Genomic DNA, 25567 nt, shown 5'->3' with positions numbered 1-25567 from the left:
TCTGCGGAAGGCAATGCAGGGGGGACTGCTGAGCCTGGCCTGGGTGCTGCTGGCCGGGATGGCGCATGCTGCGCCGGCGCCCGACCCGGTGCTGGTGCTGGGGCGGATCAGCGACAACCCGAAGGCGCATTACGAACAGCTGCAACCGTTGCTGGACTATGTGGTGGCCCGCATGCACGACGTGGGCATCCGCGAAGGACGGATCCTGATGGCGCGCGATCCGCAGCAGATGGCCAGCTATCTGCGCCGCGGCCGGGTCGACTGGGTCACGGAAACGGCCGGGACCGCGGTAGCGCTGGGCCTGCGCAGCGGTGCGCAACCGCTGCTGCTGACCGAGCGCAGCGGCGTGCGCGAGTACCACACGGTGTTCTTCGTGCGCCGCGACAGTGCGCTGCAGCGTGTGGAAGACCTGCGCGGGCATCGCCTGGCCCTGCAGAACACCGCGTCCACCAGCGCCTACCTGGTGCCGGTGATGACCCTGCTTGAGCGCGGGGTGACGCCGCAGATCCTGGCCGGCAACTGGGATGTGCCCGGCCCGGACGCGGTGGGCTATGTGTTTGCCCGCAGCGAACTGAACGTGGCGACCTTCGTGCACAAGGGGCTGGCCGACGGCGGTGCGGTCAGCAGCGTGGACTGGGAGGATGAGGCGCGGGTGCCGGCAGCGTTCCGCCGCGACTTCCGCGTACTGCTGCGCACCGAGCCTTACCCGCGCGCGGTGGAGGTGGTGCGTGGCGACCTGGACCCGCGGGTGCGCGAGCGCCTGCAGCAGGTGCTGCTGCAGGCCGCCTCCGATCCACGTGCGCAGGTGGCATTGCAGCGTTTTTTTGGTACTTCCGGGTTCCACCGCGTCGATGCGCATGCGCAGCAGCGGCTGGATGAATTGAAACAAGGGTTGACGCGCGTGCGGATGGAAGTTGAATGAAATGGCTCGGCTCCGGGATGCAGGCCCGATTCCTGCTCGCCATGGGCGGAGCAATGCTGGTGGTGATCGCGATCCTGGCCGTGGTGCTGGGGCGCCAGGCATCGATGCAGAGCGAGGTGAAGAGCCTCAGCGGCGGGGTGATCCACGAGCTGTTCGATCGCAGCGTGCGCAGCCGCGGCGAGGCACTGGCGCGTGAACTGTCCGATTCATTGGCCAACCCGCTGTATTACAACGACCTGGACCAGGTTGGTGCGCTGGTGCGCGGTACGGCGCGGCAGCCGGTGGTGCGCTATGTGCTGGTGTTCGACGAGCGCGGGCGCCTGGTGCACGACGGCTCGCTGGACGTGGCCGGCTTCGGTCGCGAAATGGACGACCCGCTGGCGCGTGGCGCGGTGAAGGCACAGACCCTGGTGGTGCAGCAGTCGCCCACCGTGCTGGACAACGCCATGCCGATCACCGTGGGCAAGCAGCGCATCGGCGGCGTGCGTGTGGGCATGGCGCTGGACGAGGTGCATGAGCGCGAAGTGGCCGCCAACGCCACCCTGGGCCAGCGCCTGCAGCAGGTCGGCAGCCGCCACCTGGGCTGGCTGCTGCTGATGCTGGGCCTGCTGGTGGTGATCGGGGTCGTGGTGATCATGTACGTGCAGCGCACGCTGGTTACGCCGATCCGCGAGCTGGCGGCGGCGGCACGCCGTATCGAAGCCGGCGATTACCAGGCGCCGCTGGCCGAGAACACCCGCGACGACGAGGTGGGTGAGCTGGTGCGTGGTTTCGCCCGCATGCGCGATGCGATTGCCCGCCATGACCGCGAAGTGCGGCACATGGCCTATACCGATGCGCTGACCGGGCTGACCAATCGGCTGGCCTTCCGCGAAGCGCTGGACCACCGCTTGATGGCGGCGCGCGCGTCCGGGCATCGCCTGGGGCTGCTGTTTGCCGACATCGATGACTTCAAGCGGGTGAACGACACCCTGGGCCATGAGGCCGGTGACGAGGCGCTGCTGCAGTTCGCCCAGCGCATTTCCAGCGCGGTGGCCGAAGCCGGCGGTGACGAAGCCTTGCTGGCGCGGTTCGGTGGCGACGAGTTCGTGATCCTGGTCGGCGACGGTGATGTGGCGGCCAATGCCCGCCTGCTGGCCGAAGTGCTGGTGCGCGAGCTGGGCAAGCCGCTGGTGGTGCAGGGGCGCGAGCTGTTCCTGGGCACCTCCATCGGTGTGACCCTGTTCCCCGACGATGCCGCCGATGCCACCACGCTGTTGAAGAACGGCGACATCGCCATGTACCAGGCCAAGATGGCCGGCAAGAACTGCTTCCGTTACTACAGCCGGGCCATGGACCACGCGGTCGAACGCCGCGTGCACATGGAACAGGAACTGCGCGGCGCCTGGGAGCGCGGCGAGCTGCGCCTGGCCTACCAGCCTATCTTCCGCATGCGCGACCGCCGCCTGGTGGGCGTGGAAGTGCTGCTGCGCTGGCAGCACCCCACGCTGGGCACCATTCCGCCGTCGGTGTTCATTGAAGTGGCCGAACAGAGCGGGCTGATCGAGATCATCGGGCCGAAGGTGCTGCGCGCCGCCTGCATGGAGGCCTCGCAGTGGCCACGCGGGGCGGCCGGCGATGAACTGTTCGTATCGGTGAACGTGTCGCCGCGGCAGCTGCGCGGCGGCGAACTGCCCGCCCTGGTGGCGCAGTGCCTGCACGAATCCGGCCTGCCGGCATCACGCCTGCACCTGGAGCTGACCGAAACGGCGGTGATCGGCGATGAAATGGTTGCCGCGCAGTTGCTGGACAAGCTGCACCGCACCGGCGTGAAGGTGTGGCTGGACGATTTCGGTACCGGCTTCTCCGGTCTCAGCCATCTGCGCCAGGTGCCGGTGGACGGGGTGAAGATCGACAAGAGCTTCGTGGCCGACATGCAGCGCGACCCGGATGACCTGGCCCTGACCACGGCGATCATCGCCATGGCCCATGCACTGGGCATCACCGTGGTGGCCGAAGGCATCGAGCAGGAAGCGCAGTTCGAGCTGCTGGCCCAGCGCGGCTGCGACCTGGGCCAGGGCTACCGCTTGAGCCACCCGGTGACCGCCACCGAAGTGGTGCGGATGATCGAATCGGGGTTGTAAACGCCTATCCACGCATGGCGTGGATCTACCGGGGCGGGCGTGAGGCGTAACCAGTAGATCCACGCCATGCGTGGATGCCGGGTTACACCGGGCGCTTGCTTGGGTCGCCGGGCAGTTCGCGCACCAGCTTCGGCACCAGGTAACCGGACAGCCGCGCGGTCAGGCCGGCCACCAGCGCCTTGGCCTGCGCATCGTCCACTTCGAAGTGGGCCACGCCTTCCACCCGGTCCAGCTGGTGCAGGTAGTACGGCAGCACGCCAGCGGCGAAGCTGCGTTCGCTCAGGTCCTGCAGGGCCTGCACGCTGTCGTTCACCCCGCGCAGCAGCACGGCCTGGTTCAGCAGCTGCGCGCCGGTGCCGCGCAGGCGCGCCATGGCGCCGTCGACGCTGGCATCGAACTCGTTGGCATGGTTGGCGTGAACCACAATCGCCAGCGGCCAGGGCAGGCTGCCCAGCCAGGCCAGCAGTTCATCGTCCACGCGCTCGGGCAGCACGATGGGCAGGCGGGTGTGGATGCGCAGGCGGCGCACATGCGGAATCCGCCGCAGCGCGTCGGTCAGTTCCACCAGCTTGTGGGTGGCCAGCGACAGCGGATCGCCGCCGGACAGGATCACCTCGTCGATGTCCGCATCGTCGGCAATGGCCTGCACCGCCTCCTGCCAGCCGCCCTTGGCCGCGTTTTCCGCGCCGTAGTCGAAGTGCCGGCGGAAGCAATAGCGGCAGTTGATCGCGCAGCTGCCGGTGGCCACCAGCAGGGCACGGCCACGGTACTTCTGGATGACCCCGGTGGCCTTCCTGGCCGCGCCATCGCCCACGGCATCGAAGCTGAACCCGGGGACCACCTGCATTTCCGCATCGATCGGCAGCACCTGGCGCAGCAGCGGGTCGCTGGCATCGCCGTGGCGCATGCGGGCGACGAACCCCTGCGGCACGCGCAGCGCGAACTGCGCCATGGCCGCTTCGGAAACCCCCAGCGCCGCCGGGTCCAGGCCCAGCTGGGCCAGCAGCTGCTGCGGGTCACGCAGTGCCTGCCGCCAGAGCTGCTGCCAGCGTGCGGGCGCGCCCGGAGACTGGGGCCGGGGGAAGGCGGAAAGCTGCATGGAGAGGGGGCCTGCGGTTATCATGGGGGCATAAATCAGTTGCCCACCGGGGTTCCGGTGGGCTTTCCATTCTATCCGGCTCGCCGCACCCGCGGCGGTTTTGCCATTTGAGGAGCTTGAGCATGGCCACTGTGGGCATGAATGACGTCAAGAACGGGATGAAGATCCTGGTCAACAACGAACCGGCGGTCATCACGGATACCGAGTATGTGAAGCCGGGCAAGGGCCAGGCCTTCACCCGCGTGAAGTACCGCTTCATCCGTTCGGGCCGCGTGGTGGAACTGACCATGAAGGCGACCGACGACCTGGAAGTGGCCGACGTTGTCGACACCGACATGAACTACATGTACAGCGATGGCGAGTACTGGCACTTCATGGACCCGGAAACCTTCGAGCAGGTGCAGGCCGACAAGGCCGGCATGGGCGGCGCCGAAAAGTGGCTGAAGGGCGAAGAAGCCTGCATCGTGACCCTGTTCAACGGCGCGCCGATCTTCGTGCAGCCGCCGAACTTCGTTGAACTGAAGATCACCGAAACCGATCCGGGCGTGCGTGGTGACACCTCGGGCGGCGGCGGCAAGCCGGCCACCCTGGAAACCGGTGCCGTGGTGCGCGTGCCGCTGTTCGTCAACCAGGATGAAATCATCAAGGTTGATACCCGCTCGGGCGAATACTCCTCGCGCGTGAAGTAATACGGCGCAGCCGGATTACCTGTAGAGCCGAGCCCGCGCTCGGCTTTCCGGGCACCGCCCGGACCCGTTGCTGGCGCCCATGGCGCCGCAGCGGACAGCCGCCGGGCACGGCCCGGCGCTACCGCCTCCCGCCAGGCGCGCCCCTGCCATCACGTTCCCCAATAGCCAAGTGAGCCCGCATGAGCGATAGCCCGCACCTCCCCGAAGCCTGCGACCTGCTCATCGAAGCCGGTTATGTCGTTCCGATCGAGCCGCATGCGGTGGTGCTGGAAGACCATGCCGTGGCCGTGCGTGGCAGCGAAATCGTTGCCATCCTGCCGCGTGCCGAGGCCCGCGCGCGCTTCCGTGCTGCGCAGGTGGTCAGCCGTCCCGACGCGGCGCTGATGCCGGGGCTGGTGAACGCGCACACGCACAATCCGATGACCCTGCTGCGTGGCGTGGCCGACGATCTGCCGTTGATGACCTGGCTGCAGCAGCACATCTGGCCGGTGGAAGCGGCGGTGATCGGGCCCGAATTCGTGGCCGACGGCACCACCCTGGCCATTGCCGAGATGCTGCGCGGCGGCACCACCTGTGCCAACGAAAACTATTTCTTCGGTGACGTGCAGGCCGCGGTCTACAAGAAGCACGGTTTCCGCGCGCTGGTGGGTGCGGTCATCATCGATTTCCCCACCGCCTGGGCCAAGACCGATGACGAATACTTCGCCAAGGCCGGTGAACTGCACGACCAGTGGCGCAGCGACCCGCTGATCGGCACCGCGTTCGCGCCGCATGCGCCGTACACGGTGAACGACGCCAATTTCGAGCGCGTGCGCATGCTGTCCGACCAGTTGGACATGCAGGTGCACCTGCACACCCATGAAACCGCGCAGGAAATCACCGATTCGATCAAGCTGCACGGCCAGCGTCCGCTGGCGCGGCTGGATCGCCTGGGCCTGGTCAACGACCGCCTGATCGCGGTGCACATGACCCAGCTGACCGATGCCGAAATCCACCTGTGCGCCGAACGTGGCGTCAGCGTGGTGCACTGCCCGGAATCGAACCTGAAGCTGGCGTCGGGCTTCTGCCCGGCCTGCGCCCTCCAGCGCGCCGGGGTGAACCTGGCGATCGGCACCGACGGCTGTGCCAGCAACAACGACCTGGACATGTTCAGCGAGAACCGCACCGCGGCCATCCTGGCCAAGGCCGTGGCCGACGATGCCACCGCGCTGGACGCGGCCACCACGCTGCGCGCCTCGACCCTGGGCGGCGCACGCGCGCTGGGCTTCGGCGAGCGCATCGGTTCGATCGAAGTCGGCAAGCAGGCCGACCTGGTCTGCGTCGACCTGTCCGCGCTGGAAACCCAGCCGCTGCACAACGTGCTGTCGCAGCTGGTGTACGCCACCGGCCGCCAGCAGGTCAGCGACGTCTGGATTGCCGGCAAGCCCAAGCTGGTGCAGCGCGAGCTGGTCGGCATGGACCTGCCCGGCATCATCGCCAATGCGCGCCAGTGGCGCGAGCGCATCCGCCATATCCGCGCCTGACCGACGGCGCCGCAAGGATTTCCCATGAACGCCCCGCACGCATCCTCCAATTTCGATCAGGCCGAGCTGGACAAGTTCGCCGCGCTCGCCAACCGCTGGTGGGACGCTGACGGCCCGCAGAAGCCGCTGCACGCGCTCAATCCGGTGCGCCTGAAGTACGTGACCGACCGCGTGCCGCTGCGCGGTGCGCGCGTGCTGGACATCGGCTGCGGTGGCGGCCTGCTGAGCGAGGCGCTGGCCCAGGCCGGCGCTGACGTGACGGCCATCGACCTGGCCCCGGAACTGGTGAAGGTGGCCCGCCTGCACGCGCTGGAAAGTGGCGCGAAGGTGGATTACCGGGTGCAGGCCGCCGAGGACCTGGCCGCCGAACAGCCCGGCAGCTTCGATGTGGTCACCTGCATGGAAATGCTTGAGCACGTGCCGGACCCGGGGGCGATCATCGAAGCCTGCAAGCGTCTGCTGAAGCCGGGCGGCCACCTGTTCCTGTCCACCATCAACCGCACGGCCGCCGCGTTTGCGGTGGCCATTGTCGGCGCCGAGTACGTGGCACGGCTGCTGCCCAAGGGCACCCACCACTACCAGGAATTCATCAAGCCGGCCGAGCTGGCCCGCTGGCTGCGCGAGGCGGATGTGCAGCTGGTGGATGTGAGTGGCATGGCCTACGAGCCGTGGCGCAACCATGCCCGGCTGAGCAGCCGCACCGACATCAACTACCTGGCCTACGCGGTCAAGCCGGAATGAGCAGCGCGTCGTTCCCGCGCGCGGTGCTGTTCGACCTGGACGGCACGCTGCTGGACAGTGCGCCGGACTTCGTCGCCACCTGCGATGCGATGCTGGCCGAACGCGGCCGTGCGCCGGTAGACCCGGCGCAGCTACGCCCGGTGGTGTCCAAGGGGTCGCGCGCCATGGTCGGCGCCGCCTTCCCGGATCTGGACGACGCCGCGCGCGACGCATTGATTCCCGAGTTCCTGCAGCGCTATGAGGCGCTGATCGGCCGGCACGCGGTGCTGTTCGACGGCGTGGCCGGCATGCTGGCCGCGCTGGATGCGGCGGGCACGGTGTGGGGCATCGTCACCAACAAGCCGGAATACCTGGCGCGCCTGGTCCTGCCGCAGCAGGGCTGGCAGCAGCGCTGCGCGGTGCTGGTGGGTGGCGATACGCTGGCCGAACGCAAGCCGCACCCGCTGCCGTTGCTGCATGCCGCGCAGGCCATGGGCGTTGCCGCCGAAGACTGCGTGTACGTGGGCGACGACGAGCGCGACATCCTCGCCGCACGTGCGGCAGCCATGCCGTCGGTGGCGGCGCTGTGGGGCTACCGCCTGCACAGCGACGATCCGCTGGCCTGGCAGGCCGACGTGCTGGTGGAGAACGCCGAACTTCTGCAACTGGCCAGTCTGTGGCCGACCCGGCCGGCAGCCCCGGTCCAGTCGTAAGGAACAATGTAGTGAGCAGTACCGCGCTGGAAAGCTTCCTCGACAAGTGGCGCAGCCGCTGGCCGGAATGGTCGGTGGCCGCACCGTTCGTGGCCGAGCCACAACGTGACCTGGCCGTGGCGTGGTTCGCGCTGCTGCAGGAATTCGATGACATGCTCAACACCAGTGGCGACCCGCTGCCGGCCGACGCCAAGCTGGCGTGGTGGGGCGAAGAGCTGCGCAGCTGGGCCGGGCAGCGCTCGCGCCATCCGCTGGGGCGCCTGCTGGAGCCGGTGCGCGCGCCGTGGGCACAGTTGGCCGAGGCCCTGCCGGACCTGGTCGAGGCACGCACGGTCGCGCTGGACGCCGCCGGCGCCGAGCGCGCGCTGGCCCAGTACGCTGAGGCCGTGGCGGCGGTGGAGGCCGTGCTGTTCAACGACACCCCGCGCAAGGGCGCTGGCCGTGCCGTGCAGCTGCAGACCCTGGCCCAGCGCCTGCAGGACGCTGGCGTGGCCGGTGTGCCGCGCAGCCTGCTGGACGAGGACGCCAGCACGGCCAGCCAGCGCTGGGCGCAGCATCTGCTTAAGGGGTGGGGCACCCGTGTGCCAGGCCCGCGCCCGCGCCGTATCTGGTCCAGCCTGGCCCGCGCCCGCGTGGCCGCGCAGGCCGCAGGCAAGCCGATTGAAGCCACCCCGGTACGCACGCTGCTGCGCGTGTGGTGGGCCGCACGCGGCTGATCGCTGCTGGTGGGTGCGGACCGTGGTCCGCACGCTCTACGGGATCGTGCCGAATCGCATGGCGGTAGATCCACGCCATGCGTGGATGAATGCCCGGTTCGCGCGCGCTGCTGGATTGTGCCGACCAAGGTCGGCACCTACCAAATCGCATTGCAGTAGATCCACGCCATGCGTGGATGAATGCCCGGTCCGCGCGCGCTGCGGGATCGTGCCGACCAAGGCCGGCACCTACCAAGGCACATTGCGGTAGATCCACGCCATGCGTGGATGAATGCCCGGTCCGCGCGCGCTGCGAGATCGTGCCGACCAAGGCCGGCACCTACCAAGGCGCATTGCGGTAGATCCACGCCATGCGTGGATGAATGCCCGGTCCGCGCGCGCTGCGGGATCGTGCCGACCAAGGTCGGCACCTACCAAATCACATTGCGGTAGATCCACGCCATGCGTGGATGAATGCCCGGTCCGCGCGCGCTATTTGCGTTCCAGCACCAGCAGCGGGTCGATGCGGGTATCGAACCAGTTCATGCCCCAGTGCAGGTGCGGGCCGGTGGCGCGGCCGGTAGCGCCGACGGCGGCAATCACCTGGCCCTGCTCGACACGATCGCCCACCTTCACGTCGATGCGTGACAGGTGCAGGAAGTTCGAGCTGATGCCGTAGCCATGGTCGATCAGCAACGTGCCGCCGGTCAGGTACAGATCCGGGCCGGCGAAGGTGACCACGCCGGCGGCCGGTGCCTTCACCGGGGTGCCGGTGGGTACCGCGATATCCATGCCGGAATGGCCTGCGCCGGGCTGGCCGTTGTACACGCGTGCATTGCCGAAGCGGCCGCTGATGCGGCCCTGCACCGGCCAGATGAAGGTCTGGGTGAAATCGGTGCGGTTGTCATCGCGGGCGCGCGCTGCGGTCACCTGCGCCTGTTCGCGCTTGATGCGCTCGGCAATCGCCGGTGGCGGATTGACCGTCTTCGGCGGCACGCCGTTCACGCGCTCGGTCGGCCAGTCGCGCGGGGTCACCGAAATCGTGGCCGTCTCGCTGCCGCCATCCGGGCGCTGCACCTGCACCTGCAGCGGGCCTTTCTCGTCGCGGCCGATGCCGAACACCACGCTGCCGTAGTTGCTCACGCGCAGGTCGCGGCCGGCGTAGCGCACGCGGCTGCCAGCCGGCACCTTGCCGATCACCATGGCACCCTGCGAAGCGCTGGGCGGGAACACCACGCGGCTGTCGATCAGGCTGCCGATGCCATCCTGCGCCTGTGCCGGCGGTGCGTTGAGCAGGGGCGCGGCCAACAGCAGCGCCCCCAACAGAAGTGTCGAACGCATCAGCGGTCGTAGGTCATGCGCTGGCCGGCCGGTTCGCCCACCAGCCTGCTGCCGTCCCACACCAGCTGGCCGTTCACCCAGGTCGAGGCCACGCGCGAGCGGAAGGTGGTGCCTTCAAACGGCGACCAGCCGCACTTGGACAGCACGTCCTCGCGCTTGACGGTGAACGGCACGTCTTCCACCAGCACCAGGTCGGCGAAGTAGCCTTCGCGCAGGAAGCCGCGCTCTTCCACGTCGAACAGCTGCGCCGGGGCGTGGGCGAACTTCTGCACCACCTGCTCGCGGGTCAGCTTGCCTTCGTGCACGCGCTCCAGCGCGGCCACCAGGGCGTACTGCACCAGCGGCAGGCCCGACGGCGCCTGCGCATAGGGCTTCTGCTTCTCTTCCCAGGTATGCGGGGCGTGGTCGGTGGCCAGCACGTCCAGCACATCGTCAGCCAGCGCGGCGGTGATCGCCTCGCGGTCGGACACTTCCTTGATGGCCGGGTTGCACTTGATCAGGTTGCCCTTGGTCGCGTAATCAGGGCGCGCGAAGTGCAGGAAGTGCACGCAGGTTTCGGCGGTGATCTGCTTGCGGCTGCCGTCGGCACGGATCAGCGGGCCCTTCTCGAACAGCGCCAGTTCGTCGGCGGTGGAAATGTGCAGCACGTGCAGGCGGGTGCCGTGCTTGCGTGCCAGCGACATGGCCAGGCGGGTCGATTTGATGCAGGCCTCGCGCGAGCGGATGTCCGGGTGCATGTCCGGGGTCAGCGCATCGCCGTACTTTTCCTGGAATGCCTTCAGGTTGGCATCGATCATCGGCGTGTCTTCGCAGTGCGTGATGATCGGGGTCGGGCATTCGCGGAAGATCGCATCCAGCGTGTCCGGGTCGTCCACCAGCATGTTGCCGGTGGACGCGCCCATGAACACCTTCACGCCCGGCGCCTTCTTCGGGTCCAGTGCGCGGATCGCTTCCAGATTGTCATTGCTGGCGCCGTGGTAGAAACCATAGTTGGCCCAGGCGCGGCCGCGGGCCAGTTCGTACTTGGCCTCCAGGATGGTCGAATCCAGCGTGGGCGGGTTGGTGTTGGGCATGTCCATGAAGCTGGTCAGGCCTCCGGCCACGGCCGCCGCCGATTCGCTGGCGATGTCGCCCTTGTGGGTCAGGCCCGGTTCGCGGAAATGCACCTGGTCGTCGATCATGCCGGGCAGCAGCCAGCGCCCCGCCGCGTCCACCACCTGTTCGCCGTCGCGCGGGGCCAGCCCGCTGCCGATCTGCGCGATGCGGCCGTTCTCGATGCGCAGGTCGCCGTCGAAGGTGCGGCCTTCGTTGACCATGCGGGCATTGGTGATGAGGGTGGAGGACATGTCAGTGTTTTCCTGTGCAACGGCAAGAAGGGGCGTGGGAAGACTCGGGCACTGGATCGAAGCCGCCGGGATGGAAGGGATGGCAGCGGCCCAGCCGGCGCGCGGCCAGCCAGCTGCCGCGCAGCGGGCCGTGGCGGCCGATGGCCTCCATCGCGTATTCAGAACAACTGGGCACGAAACGGCAGCGCGGCCCCAGCAGGGGGCTGATGAAGCGCTTGTAGAAGCGCAGCAGGGCGATGAGCAGGCGCGAGATCACCCAGTCATCTTATGCCAGTTGGCATGAAGGCCGCATTTGTGCAGGATGGGCCGTTGGTCGCATGTCGCCGATGGCCTGCGACCGGTGCTGGCACCCTTGCAGGTGCCGGCCAGGTTCCGCACCGCGCAGGGCGGCCAGGTTGTTCGGACCGCCACGTTGGGCCCGCTGGCTCCAGGACTGAATGGAGCAGGCCCCCAAGGTTGCTGCTGCCGGTCGGGTAGGCTATAAAGGCCCGCTTTCCCGGGCCCCGGGGAATCCAAGGAAGAGCGTTTCGTGGCTGCTAAAAAAACTGCAAAGAAGGCCGTCAAGGCCGCCAAGAAAACCGCCAAGCCTGTTGTGAAGAAGTTGGCGGCCAAGCCCGTTGCCCCGAAGTCGGCCAGCAAGCCGGCAGCGAAGGCGGCGTCATCGCAACCGGCGGCCAGGAAGGCCACCGCAAAGAAGACCCCGGCCAAGGCCGCCAAACCCGCCGTGGCCAAGAAGGCAGCGCCGGTGAAGGCCAAGCCTGCGGCCGCGGCGAAGAAGGCCCCGGTGGCGAAGAAGACCGCTGCCAAGGCCGCTCCGGTGAAGAAGGCTGCCGCCAAGCCGGCGCCCAAACCGGTTGCCAGGAAGGCCGCGCCCAAGCCGGCACCGAAGCCGGTGGCCAGCAAGGGCGCTGCCAAGCCCGCCGCGAAGAAGGCGGCTGCCGCTAAACCGGCGCCCGCACCTGCCGTTGTAAAGAAGGCCGCAAAGAATGTTGCCAAGCCGGCTGCAAAGCCGGCCCCGGCCCCCGTAGTGAAGTCCGCACCGAAGCCTGCCGCAAAGCCTGCTCCGGCCAAGCCTGTCCCGGCCAAGACCGCCCCCGTGGTTGCTGCCCCTCCGGCCCCCAAGCCGGCTGCGGCCGCCGCCCCGGTTGCTTCGAAGGCCCCGCAATCCAAGAATCCCGTGCCCGTTTCGAAATCGCCTGCCAAGACCGCCGTGAAATCCGCCGTGAATCCTGATACCGCTCCGAAGACCGTGTCGCGCCCCGTCGGCAAGGTTGCCGTGGCTGTGACCGCCCGTTCGGCGGCGCCGGCCCCGCGCAGCAAGTACAAGGTCATCGAATACAAGACCGACGAGGCCACTGGCCGCCCGATCCTGCCGGCTGGCTACAAGCCGTCCTCGGAAGAGGAATACATGAGCTCGCTGCAGCAGGAATACTTCCGTCAGCGCCTGCAGAACTGGCGTGGTGACCTGGTGGAAGAGTCCAAGCAGACCATCGAGAACCTGCGCGAGGAAGTGCGTGACATCGGCGACGAAGCCGAGCGTGCGACCCGCGAGACCGAGAACTCGCTGGAACTGCGTACCCGTGACCGCTACCGCAAGCTGATCGGCAAGATCGACAGCACCCTCAAGCGCCTTGAAGCAGGTGACTACGGCTACTGCGTGGACACTGGTGAAGAAATCGGCCTGGAGCGCTTGGAAGCGCGCCTGACCGCCGAGCGCACCATCGACGCCCAGGAGCGTTGGGAGCACCTGCAGAAGCAGCAGGGCGACTGATTCCAGAGCATTGTGGGGTCATGCGAAAAACCCGGCCTTGGCCGGGTTTTTTGTTGGGTGGTCGCCGGATCCGGAAACATGCATCCACGCATGGCGTGGATCTGCCGGGCGCCGCCGCGGACGTTATTGCAGGTCGCGCAGATTCAACTTCCGCAGCGTCGGGTTCTTCCAGGCGGTGATGCCGGCCACGCCCAGCACCGCGCAGCCGCCCAGCACCACCGCTGGCACCAGGCCCAGCAGCTTGGCCATCGTGCCGGCGTAGAACGCGCCCAGTTCGTTGGACGAGCTGATGAAGATGCCATTGATGGAAGACACCCGCCCGCGCATTTCCTCGGGCGTGGCCAGCTGCAGGATGGTCGAGCGCACCACCACAGACACGCCATCGAACGCCCCGTAGAACAGCAGGATCAGCGCCGACAGCCAGAAGTGCTGGGACAGGCCGAAGCTGACCACGCACAGGCCGAACCCGGCCACGGCGAACAGCAGCACGCGCCCGGCGTTCTTCTGCAGCGGGTGGCGGGCCAGCCACAGGCCCACCGCAATCGAACCCAACGCCGGCGCCGCGCGCAGGATGCCCAGCCCTTCCGGGCCATGGTGCAGGATCTCCTGCAGGAAGGCCGGCAGCATCGCCACCACGCCGCCCAGCAGCACCGAGAACATGTCCAGCGCCATCGCGCCGACCATGATGCGGTTGCCGACCACGAAGCGCGCACCTTCGGCGATGCTCTTGAAGATCGGCGCGGCCGGGCCGTCATGCACCGGTTCGCTCACTTTCAGCGTGGCCAGGCAGCCCAGCGCGACCAGCGCGAAGCCGGTGGCCACCGCGTAGGAGAGCCCCTTGCCGCCCCAGCCAACCAGGATGCCGCCCAGCGCCGGGCCCACCACCATGCCCGACTGGAACACCACGCTGCCCAGCCCGGCGCCGCGCGCGAACTGCTCACGGGCCAGCACGCGGGCGAACAGGGCGTTGTAGATGGGTGACAGGAAGGCACGCACCATGCCGGTCAGGGCGATGGCCGCATAGATCGGCCAGACCCCGTGGAACGGCAGCCAGCCCTTTGCCACGCAGGTCAGCACGATGGCCGTGGCCACCAGCCCGGCGCAGGCAACCATGCCCAGCCGGCGCCGCGGCAGGTGGTCCACCAGGTAGCCGGCAAACGGCGCCACGCAGAAGAACGGCAGCACCTCGGCCAGGCCGACCAGGCCCAGCGAGAACGGATTGCGGGTGACTTCGTAGATGTGCCAGCCGACGGTGACGGCCACCACCTGGTAGGACAGCATGGCGAAGATGCGGTAGGCCAGCAGCTTGGCAAAGCCGGGCCGGCCCAGCAGGGCCAGCGCGCCTTCCTCTCCAGTGGCGGCGGCGTTCACGGCTGTTCGCGCTGCAGCTGGGCCTGCGCGGTCTCGCGGATGAAGGCCAGCATCGCGGCCACGCCATTACTGCGGGTGGGCGAGAGGTGGCGGGCCAGGCCGATGTCCTGGATGTAGCTGGGTTCGGTGGCCAGGATTTCCTGGGCCGAGCGGCCCGAGTACACGCGCAGGGCCAGGAAGATCAGGCCCGAGACGATGGCCGAATCGCTGATGGCGTGGAAGCGCAGCGACTGCGCGTTGCCTTCCGGCACGATCCACACCATCGACTGGCAGCCCAGCAGGCGGTGCTCTTCGGTCTTCCACTCTTCCGGGAAGGTCGGCAGCTTGCGGCCCAGATCGATCAGGTACTGGTAGCGTTCGGACCAGTCGCCAAAGAAGGCGAATTCTTCGGCAATGGCGCTCTGCGCCTCGGCGGCGGTGGGTTCAAGCGGGAACGGGGAGTCGGTCACAACGGTCTCTGCAGTGGGGGCGTGGCCGGGGGCGCCGGCCACGGGGCAGGGCGGTCAGGCGCGCTTGCGCACCCAGCGCACGCCCTGCGGGGTGTCTTCCAGCACGATGCCCTCGGCGGCCAGCTGGTCGCGGATGGCGTCGGAGCGGGCGAAATCGCGGGCCTGCTTGGCCGCGGCACGTTCGTCGATCAGGCCCTGGATGCGCGCATCGTCGTCGCCTTCGCTGGCGGCGGTGCCGAACCACTGCGCCGGGTCGGCCTGCAGCAGGCCCAGCGCCAGGCCGGCGCCGAGCAGCTCGCTCTTCAGGCGCGCGCGCTCGGTCGGGTCGGTGGCACGGCGGGCCTCGCCGGCAATGCGGGCGACCTCGGCCAGCGCCTGTGGGGTGTTCAGGTCATCGTCCAGGGTGGCTTCCACCGACGCCGGAATGACGGCCGCAGCATCCACATCCACCAGGTCGCGCAGGGTGCCGTACAGGCGGTCCAGGGTGCGCGCGGACTGTTCGATGAGTGCATCGGACCAGTCCAGCGGCTGCCGGTAATGGGCCGACAGCAGGGCCAGGCGCAGCGCTTCGGGCGGGTGCTGGCGTACCAGGTCGTGCACGCGCTCGATGTTGCCCAGCGACTTGCTCATCTTGGCGCCGCCGAAGTTGAGCATGCCGTTGTGCAGCCAGAAGCGGGCGAAGACCTTGCCACCGTGCGCGCATTCGCTCTGCGCGATCTCGTTCTCGTGGTGCGGGAACTGCAGGTCCACGCCGCCGGCGTGGATGTCGATGGTCTCGCCCAGGTGGGCGGCGGCCATCGCCGAGCATTCGATGTGCCAGCCCGGGCGGCCGCGGCCCCACGGCGATTCCCAGCCGGGCAGGTCGTCGCTGGACGGCTTCCACAGCACGAAATCGCCGGCGTCGCGCTTGTACGGGGCCACTTCCACGCGGGCGCCGGCCAGCATTTCTTCCGGGTCGCGGCGCGAAAGCTTGCCGTAGCCATCGAAGCTGGCCACTGCGAACAGCACGTGGCCCTCGGCGGCGTAGGCATGGCCGTTGTCGATCAGCTGCTCGATCATGGTGATGATCTGCGGCATGTGCGCGGTTACTTCCGGCTCGATGTCCGGCGGCACCACGCCCAGCGCGGCCATGTCTTCACGGTAGGCGGCGGCGAACTTGTCGGTGATGGTGCTGATCGGCACGCCCTGCTCGCGCGCGGCGGTGTTGATCTTGTCGTCCACGTCGGTGATGTTGCGGGCGTAGCGCAGCGCGCCGAAGCGGCGCCGCAGCAGGTCGGCCAGCACCCCAAACACCACCGGGCCACGGGCGTTGCCGATATGCACGTAGTTGTAGACCGTGGGGCCGCACACATACAGGGTCGGACAGGCCGGATCGATCGGGGTGAACGGTTCGAGCTGGCGAGTCAGGTTGTTGTGCAGGCGCAGGGTCATGGGGATCGGGGTGGGGGACAAGCCTGTGATTTTAGAACGTGTCGGGGCCCTTTGGGGGCGCCGGAGCCCACTGGCGGGTGGGGTGGGGTGGGCAGGAGCGGCGCGGACGGGTAATGTTCAGCCCCTTGCGGTCGTCACTGCCTACACTATTGCCGTGTCCTTCCTTCCGTCGCCAATGAAAACCACCGCGTTGCTGACCCTGGCCTGCCTGTCGGCGGCGCCGTTCGTGGTCCGGGCCCAGGAGGCCGAGCCGCGCAACCGTGTGGTGATCGTGGAAAACGTGAAGTTCGACTACGCCCAGGTGCTGAACGTCGAGCCGGTGTTCCAGACCCTGCGCGCCACCCGCACCGAAGAACACTGCGAGCCAGTGTCCACCCGGACCCTGGCCCCGGTGAACGTGACCGGCGAGGAGCCGGTGGAGGACAAGGGCAGGATCGGCCGCTTCTGGGACTCGGTGCGCTCGATGTTCAAGCGCAGCGACGAGGAGGCCGCCGCCGAGGTGGCCGCCGAGAACCCGGCCCCGGCCCCGGCCAACAATGGACCCATGCTGACCCGCGACTGCCGCATCGTGCCGGTGGGCCGTGAATTCCGCCGCCCCATCGCCTACGACGTGGATTACGTCTACAAGGGCACCAAGTACCGCTCGCGGCTGCCAGAAGACCCCGGCAACCGGCTGAAGATCCGGGTGTCGATCACCCCCTGGGTGGGCGCCGACCAGACCGCTGGCGCTTCGCCCTGATTCTGCGACGCCTGCCCCTTGCGCAGGCCCCCCGCCCATGCAAAGATGTTCGGCCATGAAGCTCACCGACTTCCAGCACGACAGCAGCGCCGCCCGCCAGGCCACTGGCATGACGTCGCGTGCCCGTCGACCGGAACCCCACATTTCCGCTGGGTAACCGGAGCTTTCTGCTGTTCGTCCGAAAAAAACCCAGCCCGCCGGCTGGGTTTTTTCGTTTCCGCGTCCTGAAAGCTTCATCTGCAACCATTTCGCACCACCCTGTTTGCCGGTTTTCCCTTCCACCGCGCCGCAGCCCGGCGCCGCCACGCAAGGAAAGATGATGTCCCCCAAGCACTTCCTGAACACCCAGGACTGGAGCCGCAGCGAGCTTGACGCCCTGCTGACCCAGGCCGAGCTGTTCAAGCGCAACAAGATCGGCGACCAGCTCAAGGGCAAGTCGATCGCGCTGGTGTTCTTCAACCCGTCCATGCGCACCCGTACCAGCTTCGAACTGGGCGCCTTCCAGCTCGGTGCCCACGCGGTGGTGCTGCAGCCGGGCAAGGATGCGTGGCCGATCGAGTTCAACCTCGGCACGGTGATGGATGGCGATACCGAAGAGCACATCGCCGAAGTGGCCAAGGTGCTGGGCCGTTACTGCGACATCATCGCCGTGCGCGCGTTCCCCAAGTTCGTGGACTGGGCCTACGACCGCCAGGACATCGTCCTCAACAGCTTCGCCAAGTACTCCCCGGTGCCGGTCATCAACATGGAGACCATCACCCACCCGTGCCAGGAGCTGGCCCACATCATGGCCCTGCAGGAACACTTCGGTACGCAGGACCTGCGTGGCAAGAAGTACGTGCTGACCTGGACCTACCACCCCAAGCCGCTGAACACCGCGGTGGCCAATTCGGCGCTGACCATCGCCACCCGCATGGGCATGGACGTGACCCTGCTGTGCCCGACCGCCGATTACATCCTGGACGACCGCTACATGGGCTGGGCCGAGCAGAACGTGGCCGAGAGCGGCGGTTCGCTGAAGATCAGCCATGACATCGACAGCGCCTACGCCGGTGCCGACGTAGTGTACGCCAAGAGCTGGGGCGCGCTGCCGTTCTTCGGCAACTGGGAGCCGGAAAAGCCGATCCGCGACCAGTACAAGCACTTCATCGTCGACGAACGCAAGATGGCGCTGACCAACAACGGTGTGTTCAGCCACTGCCTGCCGCTGCGCCGCAACGTGAAGGCCACCGACGGCGTGATGGATTCGCCGCAGTGCATCGCCATCAACGAAGCCGAGAACCGCCTGCACGTGCAGAAGGCGATCATGGCCGCGGTTGCCGGTCGCTGATTTTTTCTCCGATTCAATCATTTCCGCCGGGCACGGCCCGGTGCTACCAGGACATACCCTCCCCATGAGCAACAAAGACGTCGTTCTCGCCTTCTCCGGCGGCCTGGATACCAGCTTCTGCGTGCCCTACCTGCAGGAGCGCGGCTACAACGTGCACACCGTGTTCGCCGATACCGGCGGCGTGGATGATGAAGAGCGCGATTTCATCGAAAAGCGCGCCGCCGAACTGGGCGTCACCAGCCACGTGACCGTCAACGGTGGCCCGGCCATCTGGGAAGGCTTCGTCAAGCCGTTCGTGTGGGCCGGCGAAGGCTACCAGGGCCAGTACCCGCTGCTGGTGTCCGACCGTTACCTGATCGTAGATGCCGCGCTGAAGCGTGCCGCCGAACTGGGCACCAACATCATCGCCCACGGCTGCACCGGCATGGGCAACGACCAGGTCCGCTTCGACCTGGCCGTGAAGGCCCTGGGTGACTACCAGATCATCGCGCCGATCCGCGAGATCCAGAAGGAACACACCCAGACCCGCGCCTATGAGCAGAAGTACCTGGAAGAGCGCGGCTTCGGCGTGCGCGCCAAGCAGCAGGCCTACACCATCAACGAGAACCTGCTGGGCGTGACCATGTCCGGCGGCGAGATCGACCGTTGGGAAGCACCGGGCGAAGGCGCCCGCGGCTGGTGCTCGCCGCGCAGCGAGTGGCCGGAACAGGCGCTGACCGTCACCCTGAAGTTCGTGGAAGGCGAAGCCGTTGAACTGAACGGCAAGGCCCTGCCGGGCGACCAGATCCTGGCCCAGCTGAACAAGCTGTTCGCCCCCTATGGGGTCGGCCGTGGCGTCTACACCGGTGACACCGTGATCGGCCTGAAGGGCCGCATCGTGTTCGAAGCACCGGGCCTGGTTTCGCTGCTGGCCGCGCACCGCGCGCTGGAAGATGCGGTGCTGACCAAGCAGCAGAACCGCTTCAAGCCGGACGTGGCGCGCAAGTGGGTGGAGCTGGTGTACGAAGGCTTCTACCACGACCCGCTGAAGACCGACATCGAAGCGTTCCTGAAGTCCTCGCAGGCCAAGGTGAACGGCGAAGTGGTGCTGGAAACCCGTGGCGGCCGCGTCGACGCGGTGGCGGTGAAGTCGCCGCACCTGCTCAACACCAAGGGTGCCACCTACGCGCAGTCGGCCGACTGGGGCGTGGAAGAGGCCGAAGGCTTCATCAAGCTCTTTGGCATGAGCTCGACCCTGTATGCGCAGGTCAACCGCGGCTAAGCCGCGATCGATGCGCACGTGCGCCCTTCACTGCGAAGGGCGCGCGGCACCAGACGCGATTCGGTAGCGCCGGGCCATGCCCGGCGGAATTCCACAGGAACTGTTGATTCATGCTTGAACAGACGCTCGACCACCTGCAGGCCCTGGTGTCCTTCGACACCCGCAACCCGCCGCGTGCCATCACCACCGGCGGCATCTTCGATTACCTGCGCGACCATCTGCCCGGCTTCAACGTCGAGGTGATCGACCACGGTGCCGGTGCGGTCAGCCTGTACGCGGTGCGCGGTACGCCGAAGTACCTGTTCAACGTGCACCTGGATACCGTGCCCGATTCGCCGCACTGGACTGCCGATCCGCACGTGATGCGCCGCCTGGACGACCGCGTGGTCGGCCTTGGCGTGTGCGATATCAAGGGCGCGGCGGCGGCACTGGTGGCCGCGGCCAACGCCAGCGATGGCGATGCGGCGTTCCTGTTCTCCAGTGACGAAGAAGCCAACGATCCGCGCTGCATCGCCGCGTTCCTGGCCCGTGGCCTGCCTTACGAGGCGGTGCTGGTGGCCGAACCGACCATGAGCGAGGCGGTGCTGGCGCACCGTGGCATCAGCTCGGTGCTGATGCAGTTTGCCGGCCGCGCCGGCCATGCCTCGGGCAAGCAGGATGCCGCCGCCAGCGCGCTGCACCAGGCCATGCGCTGGGGCAACCGCGCGCTGGACCACGTGGAATCGCTGGCCTCGGCGCGCTTCGGCGGCCTGACCGGCCTGCGCTTCAACATCGGCCGCGTGGAAGGGGGCATCAAGGCCAACATGATCGCGCCCGCCGCCGAGGTGCGCTTCGGTTTCCGCCCGCTCCCGTCGATGGACATCGATGCGCTGCTGGCCACCTTCGCCGGTTTCGCCGAGCCGGAAGCGGCCGTGTTCACCGAAACCTTCCGTGGCCCCAGCCTGCCGGCCGGTGACATTGCCGAAGCCGAGCACCGCCGCCTGCTGGCGCGCGACGTGGCCGATGCGCTGGACCTGCCGATCGGCAACGCAGTGGATTTCTGGACCGAAGCCTCGCTGTTCTCCGCCGGTGGCTACACCACGCTGGTGTTCGGCCCGGGCGACATCGCCCAGGCGCATACCGCCGATGAGTTCGTGACGCTGGACCAGCTGCAGCGCTATACCGACGCCGTGCACCGCATCATCGCCGCCGGCGCCTGATTCCTCCTTTCCGACGAAACCGAAATGTCTCCTGCCCTCCAGCCCCACCGCCAGACCCGCCAGACCATCGTGCGCCTGCTTTCCAGCATGGCCAGCGCGAAGGAGATCAGCCAGTACCTCAAGCGCTTTTCGCAGCTGGATGCCAAGCGCTTCGCTGTGGTGAAGGTTGGCGGTGCCGTGCTGCGCGACGACCTTGAAGCGCTGACCTCCTCGCTGTCCTTCCTGCAGGAAGTGGGCCTGACCCCGATCGTGCTGCACGGCGCCGGCCCGCAGCTGGATGCGGAACTGTCCGCGGCCGGCATCGAGAAGCAGACGGTCAACGGCCTGCGCGTGACCTCGCCGGAAGCGCTGGCCATCGTGCGCCGGGTGTTCCAGCAGTCCAACCTGCGCCTGGTCGAAGCGCTGCAGCAGAACGGTGCGCGTGCCACGTCCATTACCGGCGGCGTGTTCGAAGCCGAGTACCTGGACCTGGACACCTACGGTCTGGTGGGCGAAGTGAAGAAGGTGAACCTGGCGCCGATCGAAGCCAGCCTGCGCGCCGGCTCCATTCCGGTCATCACCAGCCTGGGTGAAACCGCCGGTGGGCAAATCCTGAACGTCAACGCCGACTTCGCCGCCAACGAGCTGGTGCAGGAACTGCAGCCCTACAAGATCATTTTCCTGACCGGCACCGGCGGCCTGCTGGACGAGCAGGGCACGGTGATCGATTCGATCAACCTGTCCACCGAGTACGACCACTTGATCGCGCAGCCGTGGATCCACGGCGGCATGAAGGTGAAGATCGAACAGATCAAGGACCTGCTGGATCGCCTGCCGCTGGAATCGTCGGTGTCGATCACCCGTCCGGCCGACCTGGCCAAGGAACTGTTCACCCACAAGGGTTCGGGCACGCTGGTGCGCAAGGGCGAAAAAGTGCTGCGCGCCACCGAATGGAGCGAGCTGGACCTGCCGCGGCTGAAGGGGCTGATCGAATCCAGCTTCGGCCGCACCCTGGTGCCCGATTACTTCCAGAAGACCCGCCTGCTGCGCGCATACGTGAGCGAGAACTACCGCACCGCGGTCATCCTCACCGACGAGGCCGAGGGCGTGTACCTGGACAAGTTCGCGGTGCTGGACGATGCGCAGGGCGAGGGCCTGGGTCGGGCGGTGTGGAACGTGATGCTGGACGAAACCCCGCAGCTGTTCTGGCGCTCGCGCCATGGCAACCCGATCAACCACTTCTATTACGCCGAATCCGATGGCTGCTACAAGCAGGACCAGTGGAAGGTGTTCTGGTTCGGCGCCGATGGCATCGACCGCATCAAGACCTATGTCGACCACTGCGCCCAGCGCACGCCGAGCCTGCAGGGCTGAGCCATGATGCCTGCCGATGCCTGGAACAGCGTTCCCACCCTGCGCGGCCAGCACGTACTGCTGGAACCGTTGCAGCGTGCGCACGTGCCTGGCCTGGCCGCGGCTTTGGAAGGCAGCGGCCTGGACCAGCTCTGGTACACCCAGGTGCCTGCGCCGCGGCAGGCAGGGCACTACGTGCAGGCCGCGCTGGATGCACAGGCCGAAGGCAAGGTGCTGCCGTTCGTGATCCGTGATGCGGCCGGCGCCATCGTCGGCAGCACCCGCTTCTATGGGCTGGAAGCGGACGTTCCCAGACTCAGCCTGGGGTACACCTGGTATGCACCGCGCGTGCAGCGCACCGGGGTGAACACCGAGGCCAAGCTGCTGTTGCTGCAGCACGCCTTCGAGGTGATGGGCTGCATCAGCGTGGTGCTGGAAACCAGCTGGTTCAACCATGCCTCGCGCGCCGCCATCGCCCGCCTGGGTGCCAAGCAGGACGGCGTGCTGCGCAACCACAAGCGGCATGCCGACGGCACGCCGCGTGACACTGTCATCTTTTCCATCATCGACGCGGAATGGCAGGGCGTGAAGCGCCACCTGCAGCACCGCCTGGACCAACACGCATGAACGATTCGACTTTCACCCTGGGCATTGTCGGTGCCCGTGGCCATACCGGCGCCGAGCTGATCAAGCTGGTGGCCGCCCACCCGCGCTTGAAGCTGGCCTTCGTGTCTTCGCGCGAGCGTGCCGGCCAGCGCCTGGCCGACCACCATCCGGAAGTGCAGGGCGACCTGCAGTACGAAAGCCTGGATGCCGATGCCGTGGCCGCCAAGGGCGTGGATGCGGTGATCCTGGCCCTGCCCAATGGCCTGGCCGCCCCGTTCGTGGCCGCGCTGGACGCCGCCAGGCCTGACACGGTGATCGTCGATCTGTCGGCCGATTACCGCTTCGACAACGGCTGGTACTACGGCCTGCCCGAGCTCACCCGCAGCCGTTACAGCGGCCAGAAGCACATCAGCAACCCGGGCTGCTACGCCACCGCGATGCAGCTGGCCGTGCACCCGCTGCTGGACCTGCTGGCCGGCCCGCCGCAGTGCTTCGGTGTGTCCGGCTACTCCGGCGCCGGCACCACGCCGTCGGACAAGAACAACGTCGAGCTGCTGGCCGACAACCTGATGCCGTACGCGCTGACCAACCACGTGCACGAGCGCGAGGTGTCGGTGCAGCTGGGCGTGGCCGTGGAGTTCATGCCGCACGTGGCGCCGCACTTCCGTGGCATCACCCTGACCGCGAACCTGTGGTTGAACCAGGTGCAGACCCGCGAGCAGATCGTCGCGCGTTTCCAGCAGGCCTACGCCGGCGAACCGCTGGTGGAGGTGGTGGACGAAGCACCGTGGGTCAGCCGCATTGCCGGCCGCCACGGCGCCCAGGTCGGTGGTTTCACCCTGGCACCCGGTGGCAAGCGGGTGGTGGTGGTGGCCACCCTGGACAACCTGCTGAAGGGTGCGGCCACCCAGGCCATGCAGAACCTCAACCTTGCGCTGGGCATCGACGAACTGACGTCGATCCCGCACTGAACACGTATTACGGAGCCCCCCCATGGCAGACCTTCTTTGGCAGAAGCCGGGCGTCGCGGTAGACGCACAGATCCAGACCTTCCTCGCCGGCGATGACGTGATCCTCGACCGTGAGTTCTTCCTGCACGATATCGCCGCCAGCGCCGCGCACGCCGAAGGCCTGCAGCACATCGGCATCCTCAGTGCCGACGAACTGGCCGGCCTGCTGCGTGAACTGGACCTGCTGGCGCAGGACTTCCGCGCTGGCCGTTTCGTGCTGGACACCCAGTACGAAGACGGGCATTCGGCCATCGAAGCGCGCCTGACCGAACGCCTGGGCGATGCCGGGCGCAAGATCCACACCGGGCGCAGCCGCAATGACCAGATCCTGGTGGCCACCCGCCTGTGGCTGAAGGAAAAGCTGCAGCGCGTGGCCCATCTGAGCGCCGAAGTGGCCAAGGTGGCGCTGGACCGCGCGCAGGCCGAGAAGGACCTGCCGATTCCCGGCTACACCCACATCCAGCGTGCCGTGGTGTCTTCGGCGGGCATGTGGTGGGCCGGTTGGGCCGAAGCCTTCATCGACAACGCGGTGCGCGCGCGCGACACCCACGCTCTGGTGGATGCCAACCCGCTGGGCACCGCCGCCGGCTATGGCGTGAACCTGCCGCTGGACCGCGAACACACCACCGCTGCGCTGGGCTTTGCGCGCATGCAGGTGTCGCCGATCTACGCACAGCTGTCGCGTGGCAAGTTCGAACTGGCCGCGCTGGAAGCGCTGGGTGGCGCCACGCTGGACCTGCGTCGCATCGCCTGGGATCTTTCCCTGTTCACCAGTGCCGAATTCGGTTTCGTCGCACTGCCGGCGCAGTACACCACCGGCAGTTCGATCATGCCGAACAAGCGCAACCCGGACGTGATCGAATTGATGCGCGCCACCCACGCCAGCGTGGCCGCGGCGCGTACCGAGATCGAGCAGCTGCTGTCGCTGCCGTCGGGCTACCACCGCGACCTGCAGTCGTCCAAGGGCGCCATCTTCCACGGCTTCGGTCGCGGCCTGGCCGCGCTGGAACTGCTGCCGGCGCTGCTGGCCAACCTGGAGTGGCGCGACGACAAGCTGCGCGCAGCCATCGATTCGGGCATGTATGCCACCGACGTTGCGGTGGAAGCGGCCGTGGCCGGCGTGCCGTTCCGCGAGGCCTACAAGGCCGCCGCTGCCGGCGCCGACAGTGCAGGGCAGGGGCGTACCCCGGAAGGCAGCCTGGCCGCGCGCGTGTCGCCCGGTTCGGCCGCCGACCTGCGCCTGGACGAACTGCGCGCGCGCTGGCTGGCGCTGGCCTGATGAGCGCGGTCAGCACCGCCAGCGCGCGGCACTACACCTGGGGTGGCAGCTGCGATGGCTGGCACCTGCTGGACGTGCCGGACCTGAGCGTGATCGAAGAGCGCATGCCGCCGGGCAGCGCTGAAGCCCGGCACCGCCACCAGCGCTCGCGGCAGTTCTTCCGCGTGCTGGAAGGCGAGGCGCAACTGGAGCTGGATGGCGTAGTGCACTGCCTGCAGGCCGGCGATGGCCTGCACGTGCCGCCCGGCGCGGCGCACCAGATGCGCAACGCCTCGGCCGCCGATGTGCGCTTCCTGGTGGTGTCTGCGCCGCACAGCCACGGTGATCGCGAACCTGCACCTCTGGAGCCCCTGCAATGAACACCCACTACCTGGTCATGGCCCTGCGCCTGCCGACGTTCACCCAGGCCGCGGTGCAGCCGCACCTGGATTTCCTGGACGCGCTGCGCGAGCAGGGCCAGTTGCAGCTGACCGGTGGCTTCACCGATGGCAGCGGCGGCGCCTACGTGCTGTGCAACGTGGACAGCCTGGCGCAGGCCCAGGCCATCGTCGCCACCGATCCGCTGGTGACGATGCAGGCCTCGCAGTTGACCGTGCACGAATGGCGTACCCGCTGAGA

At 67.7% G+C, this 25567-nt stretch carries 25 protein-coding genes; 18 read left to right on the top strand and 7 right to left on the bottom strand.

All coding sequences use genetic code 11. The features are described from left to right. Positions 1-13 precede the first annotated feature (13 nt). The gene (locus C1930_RS13225; RefSeq protein ID WP_108756687.1) at positions 14-922 is read left to right on the top strand and encodes a phosphate/phosphite/phosphonate ABC transporter substrate-binding protein; all 909 of its coding nucleotides are present in this window, start codon (positions 14-16) and stop codon (positions 920-922) included. Beyond that, the gene (locus C1930_RS13220; RefSeq protein WP_108771937.1) at positions 919-3045 is read left to right on the top strand and encodes an EAL domain-containing protein; all 2127 of its coding nucleotides are present in this window, start codon (positions 919-921) and stop codon (positions 3043-3045) included. Before C1930_RS13225 ends, C1930_RS13220 begins: the two co-directional genes overlap by 4 nt. 82 nt (positions 3046-3127) lie before the next feature. On the opposite strand, the gene epmB is transcribed toward C1930_RS13220, so the two are convergent. Beyond that, a complete protein-coding gene (gene epmB, locus C1930_RS13215; protein ID WP_108756686.1) occupies positions 3128-4168 on the bottom strand; it encodes an EF-P beta-lysylation protein EpmB in 1041 nt (346 codons plus the stop codon). A gap of 98 nt (positions 4169-4266) precedes the next feature. Here epmB and efp point away from each other — a divergent pair, with 98 nt between their 5' ends. The 5 genes from efp (at position 4267) to C1930_RS13190 (ending at position 8505) form a co-directional block, all read left to right on the top strand. Then, positions 4267-4833, top strand: a complete 567-nt coding sequence (efp, locus tag C1930_RS13210; RefSeq protein ID WP_108750146.1) for an elongation factor P — start codon at positions 4267-4269, stop codon at positions 4831-4833. 179 nt (positions 4834-5012) lie between these two features. After that, on the top strand, positions 5013-6356 hold the full coding sequence (locus C1930_RS13205; protein WP_108756685.1) for a TRZ/ATZ family hydrolase: 1344 nt from the start codon (positions 5013-5015) through the stop codon (positions 6354-6356). Between the two features lie 24 nt (positions 6357-6380). Beyond that, on the top strand, positions 6381-7097 hold the full coding sequence (gene ubiG, locus C1930_RS13200) for a bifunctional 2-polyprenyl-6-hydroxyphenol methylase/3-demethylubiquinol 3-O-methyltransferase UbiG (protein WP_108756684.1): 717 nt from the start codon (positions 6381-6383) through the stop codon (positions 7095-7097). Further along, a complete protein-coding gene (locus tag C1930_RS13195; RefSeq protein ID WP_108771936.1) occupies positions 7094-7789 on the top strand; it encodes a phosphoglycolate phosphatase in 696 nt (231 codons plus the stop codon). The genes ubiG and C1930_RS13195 overlap by 4 nt, the downstream gene beginning before the upstream one ends. An 11-nt stretch (positions 7790-7800) precedes the next feature. Then, positions 7801-8505 (top strand): squalene/phytoene synthase family protein, encoded by a 705-nt coding sequence (locus C1930_RS13190; protein WP_108753634.1) that lies wholly within the window; start codon positions 7801-7803, stop codon positions 8503-8505. 471 nt (positions 8506-8976) lie between these two features. Here C1930_RS13190 and C1930_RS13185 read toward each other — a convergent pair whose 3' ends face one another. Genes C1930_RS13185 through yidD form a run of 3 tightly spaced genes read right to left on the bottom strand, consistent with a single transcriptional unit; the run spans position 8977 to position 11427 of the window. Then, positions 8977-9825 carry a M23 family metallopeptidase gene (locus C1930_RS13185; RefSeq protein WP_199912358.1) on the bottom strand — a complete coding sequence of 283 codons (849 nt, stop codon included), beginning with the start codon at positions 9823-9825 and terminating at the stop codon, positions 8977-8979. Next, a complete protein-coding gene (locus C1930_RS13180; RefSeq protein ID WP_108771934.1) occupies positions 9825-11171 on the bottom strand; it encodes a dihydroorotase in 1347 nt (448 codons plus the stop codon). Before C1930_RS13180 ends, C1930_RS13185 begins: the two co-directional genes overlap by 1 nt. 1 nt (position 11172) lies before the next feature. Next, positions 11173-11427 carry a membrane protein insertion efficiency factor YidD gene (gene yidD, locus C1930_RS13175; RefSeq protein WP_108750139.1) on the bottom strand — a complete coding sequence of 85 codons (255 nt, stop codon included), beginning with the start codon at positions 11425-11427 and terminating at the stop codon, positions 11173-11175. A gap of 273 nt (positions 11428-11700) precedes the next feature. Here yidD and dksA point away from each other — a divergent pair, with 273 nt between their 5' ends. Then, the gene (gene dksA / locus C1930_RS13170; RefSeq protein WP_108771933.1) at positions 11701-12942 is read left to right on the top strand and encodes an RNA polymerase-binding protein DksA; all 1242 of its coding nucleotides are present in this window, start codon (positions 11701-11703) and stop codon (positions 12940-12942) included. A 123-nt stretch (positions 12943-13065) separates the two neighbouring features. Here the strand turns inward: dksA and C1930_RS13165 are convergent, their stop codons facing one another. The 3 genes from C1930_RS13165 to cysS are packed head-to-tail and all read right to left on the bottom strand — an operon-like array spanning position 13066 to position 16193. Beyond that, positions 13066-14313 carry an MFS transporter gene (locus C1930_RS13165; protein ID WP_108756679.1) on the bottom strand — a complete coding sequence of 416 codons (1248 nt, stop codon included), beginning with the start codon at positions 14311-14313 and terminating at the stop codon, positions 13066-13068. Continuing rightward, positions 14310-14762 carry a SufE family protein gene (locus C1930_RS13160; protein ID WP_108753629.1) on the bottom strand — a complete coding sequence of 151 codons (453 nt, stop codon included), beginning with the start codon at positions 14760-14762 and terminating at the stop codon, positions 14310-14312. Before C1930_RS13160 ends, C1930_RS13165 begins: the two co-directional genes overlap by 4 nt. Positions 14763-14816: 54 nt before the next feature. Next, complete coding sequence (gene cysS, locus C1930_RS13155; RefSeq protein ID WP_108756678.1) at positions 14817-16193, bottom strand: cysteine--tRNA ligase; 1377 nt, start codon at positions 16191-16193, stop codon at positions 14817-14819. Between the two features lie 175 nt (positions 16194-16368). Here cysS and C1930_RS13150 point away from each other — a divergent pair, with 175 nt between their 5' ends. The 10 genes from C1930_RS13150 (at position 16369) to C1930_RS13105 (ending at position 25565) form a co-directional block, all read left to right on the top strand. Beyond that, on the top strand, positions 16369-16932 hold the full coding sequence (locus C1930_RS13150) for a hypothetical protein (RefSeq protein ID WP_108750134.1): 564 nt from the start codon (positions 16369-16371) through the stop codon (positions 16930-16932). A gap of 319 nt (positions 16933-17251) precedes the next feature. After that, the gene (locus C1930_RS13145; protein ID WP_108750133.1) at positions 17252-18262 is read left to right on the top strand and encodes an N-acetylornithine carbamoyltransferase; all 1011 of its coding nucleotides are present in this window, start codon (positions 17252-17254) and stop codon (positions 18260-18262) included. Between the two features lie 64 nt (positions 18263-18326). Next, positions 18327-19523 (top strand): argininosuccinate synthase, encoded by a 1197-nt coding sequence (locus tag C1930_RS13140; protein ID WP_014037860.1) that lies wholly within the window; start codon positions 18327-18329, stop codon positions 19521-19523. Between the two features lie 110 nt (positions 19524-19633). Beyond that, complete coding sequence (locus C1930_RS13135; protein ID WP_108750131.1) at positions 19634-20722, top strand: acetylornithine deacetylase; 1089 nt, start codon at positions 19634-19636, stop codon at positions 20720-20722. A 24-nt stretch (positions 20723-20746) separates the two neighbouring features. Continuing rightward, positions 20747-22075, top strand: coding sequence for an acetylglutamate kinase (locus C1930_RS13130; protein WP_108756675.1), 1329 nt, complete (start codon positions 20747-20749; stop codon positions 22073-22075). A gap of 3 nt (positions 22076-22078) precedes the next feature. Continuing rightward, positions 22079-22681 carry a GNAT family protein gene (locus tag C1930_RS13125; protein WP_108771932.1) on the top strand — a complete coding sequence of 201 codons (603 nt, stop codon included), beginning with the start codon at positions 22079-22081 and terminating at the stop codon, positions 22679-22681. Continuing rightward, positions 22678-23631, top strand: coding sequence for an N-acetyl-gamma-glutamyl-phosphate reductase (gene argC, locus C1930_RS13120; protein WP_108771931.1), 954 nt, complete (start codon positions 22678-22680; stop codon positions 23629-23631). Before C1930_RS13125 ends, argC begins: the two co-directional genes overlap by 4 nt. A 22-nt stretch (positions 23632-23653) precedes the next feature. Next, positions 23654-24949, top strand: a complete 1296-nt coding sequence (gene argH / locus C1930_RS13115; protein WP_108756672.1) for an argininosuccinate lyase — start codon at positions 23654-23656, stop codon at positions 24947-24949. Beyond that, on the top strand, positions 24949-25308 hold the full coding sequence (locus tag C1930_RS13110; RefSeq protein WP_108756671.1) for a cupin domain-containing protein: 360 nt from the start codon (positions 24949-24951) through the stop codon (positions 25306-25308). Before argH ends, C1930_RS13110 begins: the two co-directional genes overlap by 1 nt. After that, complete coding sequence (locus C1930_RS13105; protein WP_108756670.1) at positions 25305-25565, top strand: YciI family protein; 261 nt, start codon at positions 25305-25307, stop codon at positions 25563-25565. The genes C1930_RS13110 and C1930_RS13105 overlap by 4 nt, the downstream gene beginning before the upstream one ends. Positions 25566-25567 lie beyond the last annotated feature (2 nt).

The sequence above is a fragment of the Stenotrophomonas sp. SAU14A_NAIMI4_8 genome (assembly GCF_003086695.1).
Classification (GTDB): Bacteria; Pseudomonadota; Gammaproteobacteria; order Xanthomonadales; family Xanthomonadaceae; genus Stenotrophomonas.
Note: the sequence above shows the minus strand (reverse complement) of the source record. Positions and strands in the feature narration are given on the sequence as shown.

What these genes read in the sequence shown, in the direction of transcription:
- C1930_RS13225 (WP_108756687.1), top strand. Translation starts at nt 14, where the DNA reads ATGCAGGGGGGACTGCTGAGCCTGGCCTGGGTGCTGCTGGCCGGGATG.
- C1930_RS13220 (WP_108771937.1), top strand. Translation starts at nt 919, where the DNA reads ATGAAATGGCTCGGCTCCGGGATGCAGGCCCGATTCCTGCTCGCCATG.
- epmB (WP_108756686.1), bottom strand. Translation starts at nt 4,168, where the DNA reads ATGATAACCGCAGGCCCCCTCTCCATGCAGCTTTCCGCCTTCCCCCGG.
- efp (WP_108750146.1), top strand. Translation starts at nt 4,267, where the DNA reads ATGGCCACTGTGGGCATGAATGACGTCAAGAACGGGATGAAGATCCTG.
- C1930_RS13205 (WP_108756685.1), top strand. Translation starts at nt 5,013, where the DNA reads ATGAGCGATAGCCCGCACCTCCCCGAAGCCTGCGACCTGCTCATCGAA.
- ubiG (WP_108756684.1), top strand. Translation starts at nt 6,381, where the DNA reads ATGAACGCCCCGCACGCATCCTCCAATTTCGATCAGGCCGAGCTGGAC.
- C1930_RS13195 (WP_108771936.1), top strand. Translation starts at nt 7,094, where the DNA reads ATGAGCAGCGCGTCGTTCCCGCGCGCGGTGCTGTTCGACCTGGACGGC.
- C1930_RS13185 (WP_199912358.1), bottom strand. Translation starts at nt 9,825, where the DNA reads ATGCGTTCGACACTTCTGTTGGGGGCGCTGCTGTTGGCCGCGCCCCTG.
- C1930_RS13180 (WP_108771934.1), bottom strand. Translation starts at nt 11,171, where the DNA reads ATGTCCTCCACCCTCATCACCAATGCCCGCATGGTCAACGAAGGCCGC.
- cysS (WP_108756678.1), bottom strand. Translation starts at nt 16,193, where the DNA reads ATGACCCTGCGCCTGCACAACAACCTGACTCGCCAGCTCGAACCGTTC.
- C1930_RS13150 (WP_108750134.1), top strand. Translation starts at nt 16,369, where the DNA reads ATGAAAACCACCGCGTTGCTGACCCTGGCCTGCCTGTCGGCGGCGCCG.
- C1930_RS13145 (WP_108750133.1), top strand. Translation starts at nt 17,252, where the DNA reads ATGTCCCCCAAGCACTTCCTGAACACCCAGGACTGGAGCCGCAGCGAG.
- C1930_RS13140 (WP_014037860.1), top strand. Translation starts at nt 18,327, where the DNA reads ATGAGCAACAAAGACGTCGTTCTCGCCTTCTCCGGCGGCCTGGATACC.
- C1930_RS13135 (WP_108750131.1), top strand. Translation starts at nt 19,634, where the DNA reads ATGCTTGAACAGACGCTCGACCACCTGCAGGCCCTGGTGTCCTTCGAC.
- C1930_RS13130 (WP_108756675.1), top strand. Translation starts at nt 20,747, where the DNA reads ATGTCTCCTGCCCTCCAGCCCCACCGCCAGACCCGCCAGACCATCGTG.
- C1930_RS13125 (WP_108771932.1), top strand. Translation starts at nt 22,079, where the DNA reads ATGATGCCTGCCGATGCCTGGAACAGCGTTCCCACCCTGCGCGGCCAG.
- argC (WP_108771931.1), top strand. Translation starts at nt 22,678, where the DNA reads ATGAACGATTCGACTTTCACCCTGGGCATTGTCGGTGCCCGTGGCCAT.
- argH (WP_108756672.1), top strand. Translation starts at nt 23,654, where the DNA reads ATGGCAGACCTTCTTTGGCAGAAGCCGGGCGTCGCGGTAGACGCACAG.
- C1930_RS13110 (WP_108756671.1), top strand. Translation starts at nt 24,949, where the DNA reads ATGAGCGCGGTCAGCACCGCCAGCGCGCGGCACTACACCTGGGGTGGC.
- C1930_RS13105 (WP_108756670.1), top strand. Translation starts at nt 25,305, where the DNA reads ATGAACACCCACTACCTGGTCATGGCCCTGCGCCTGCCGACGTTCACC.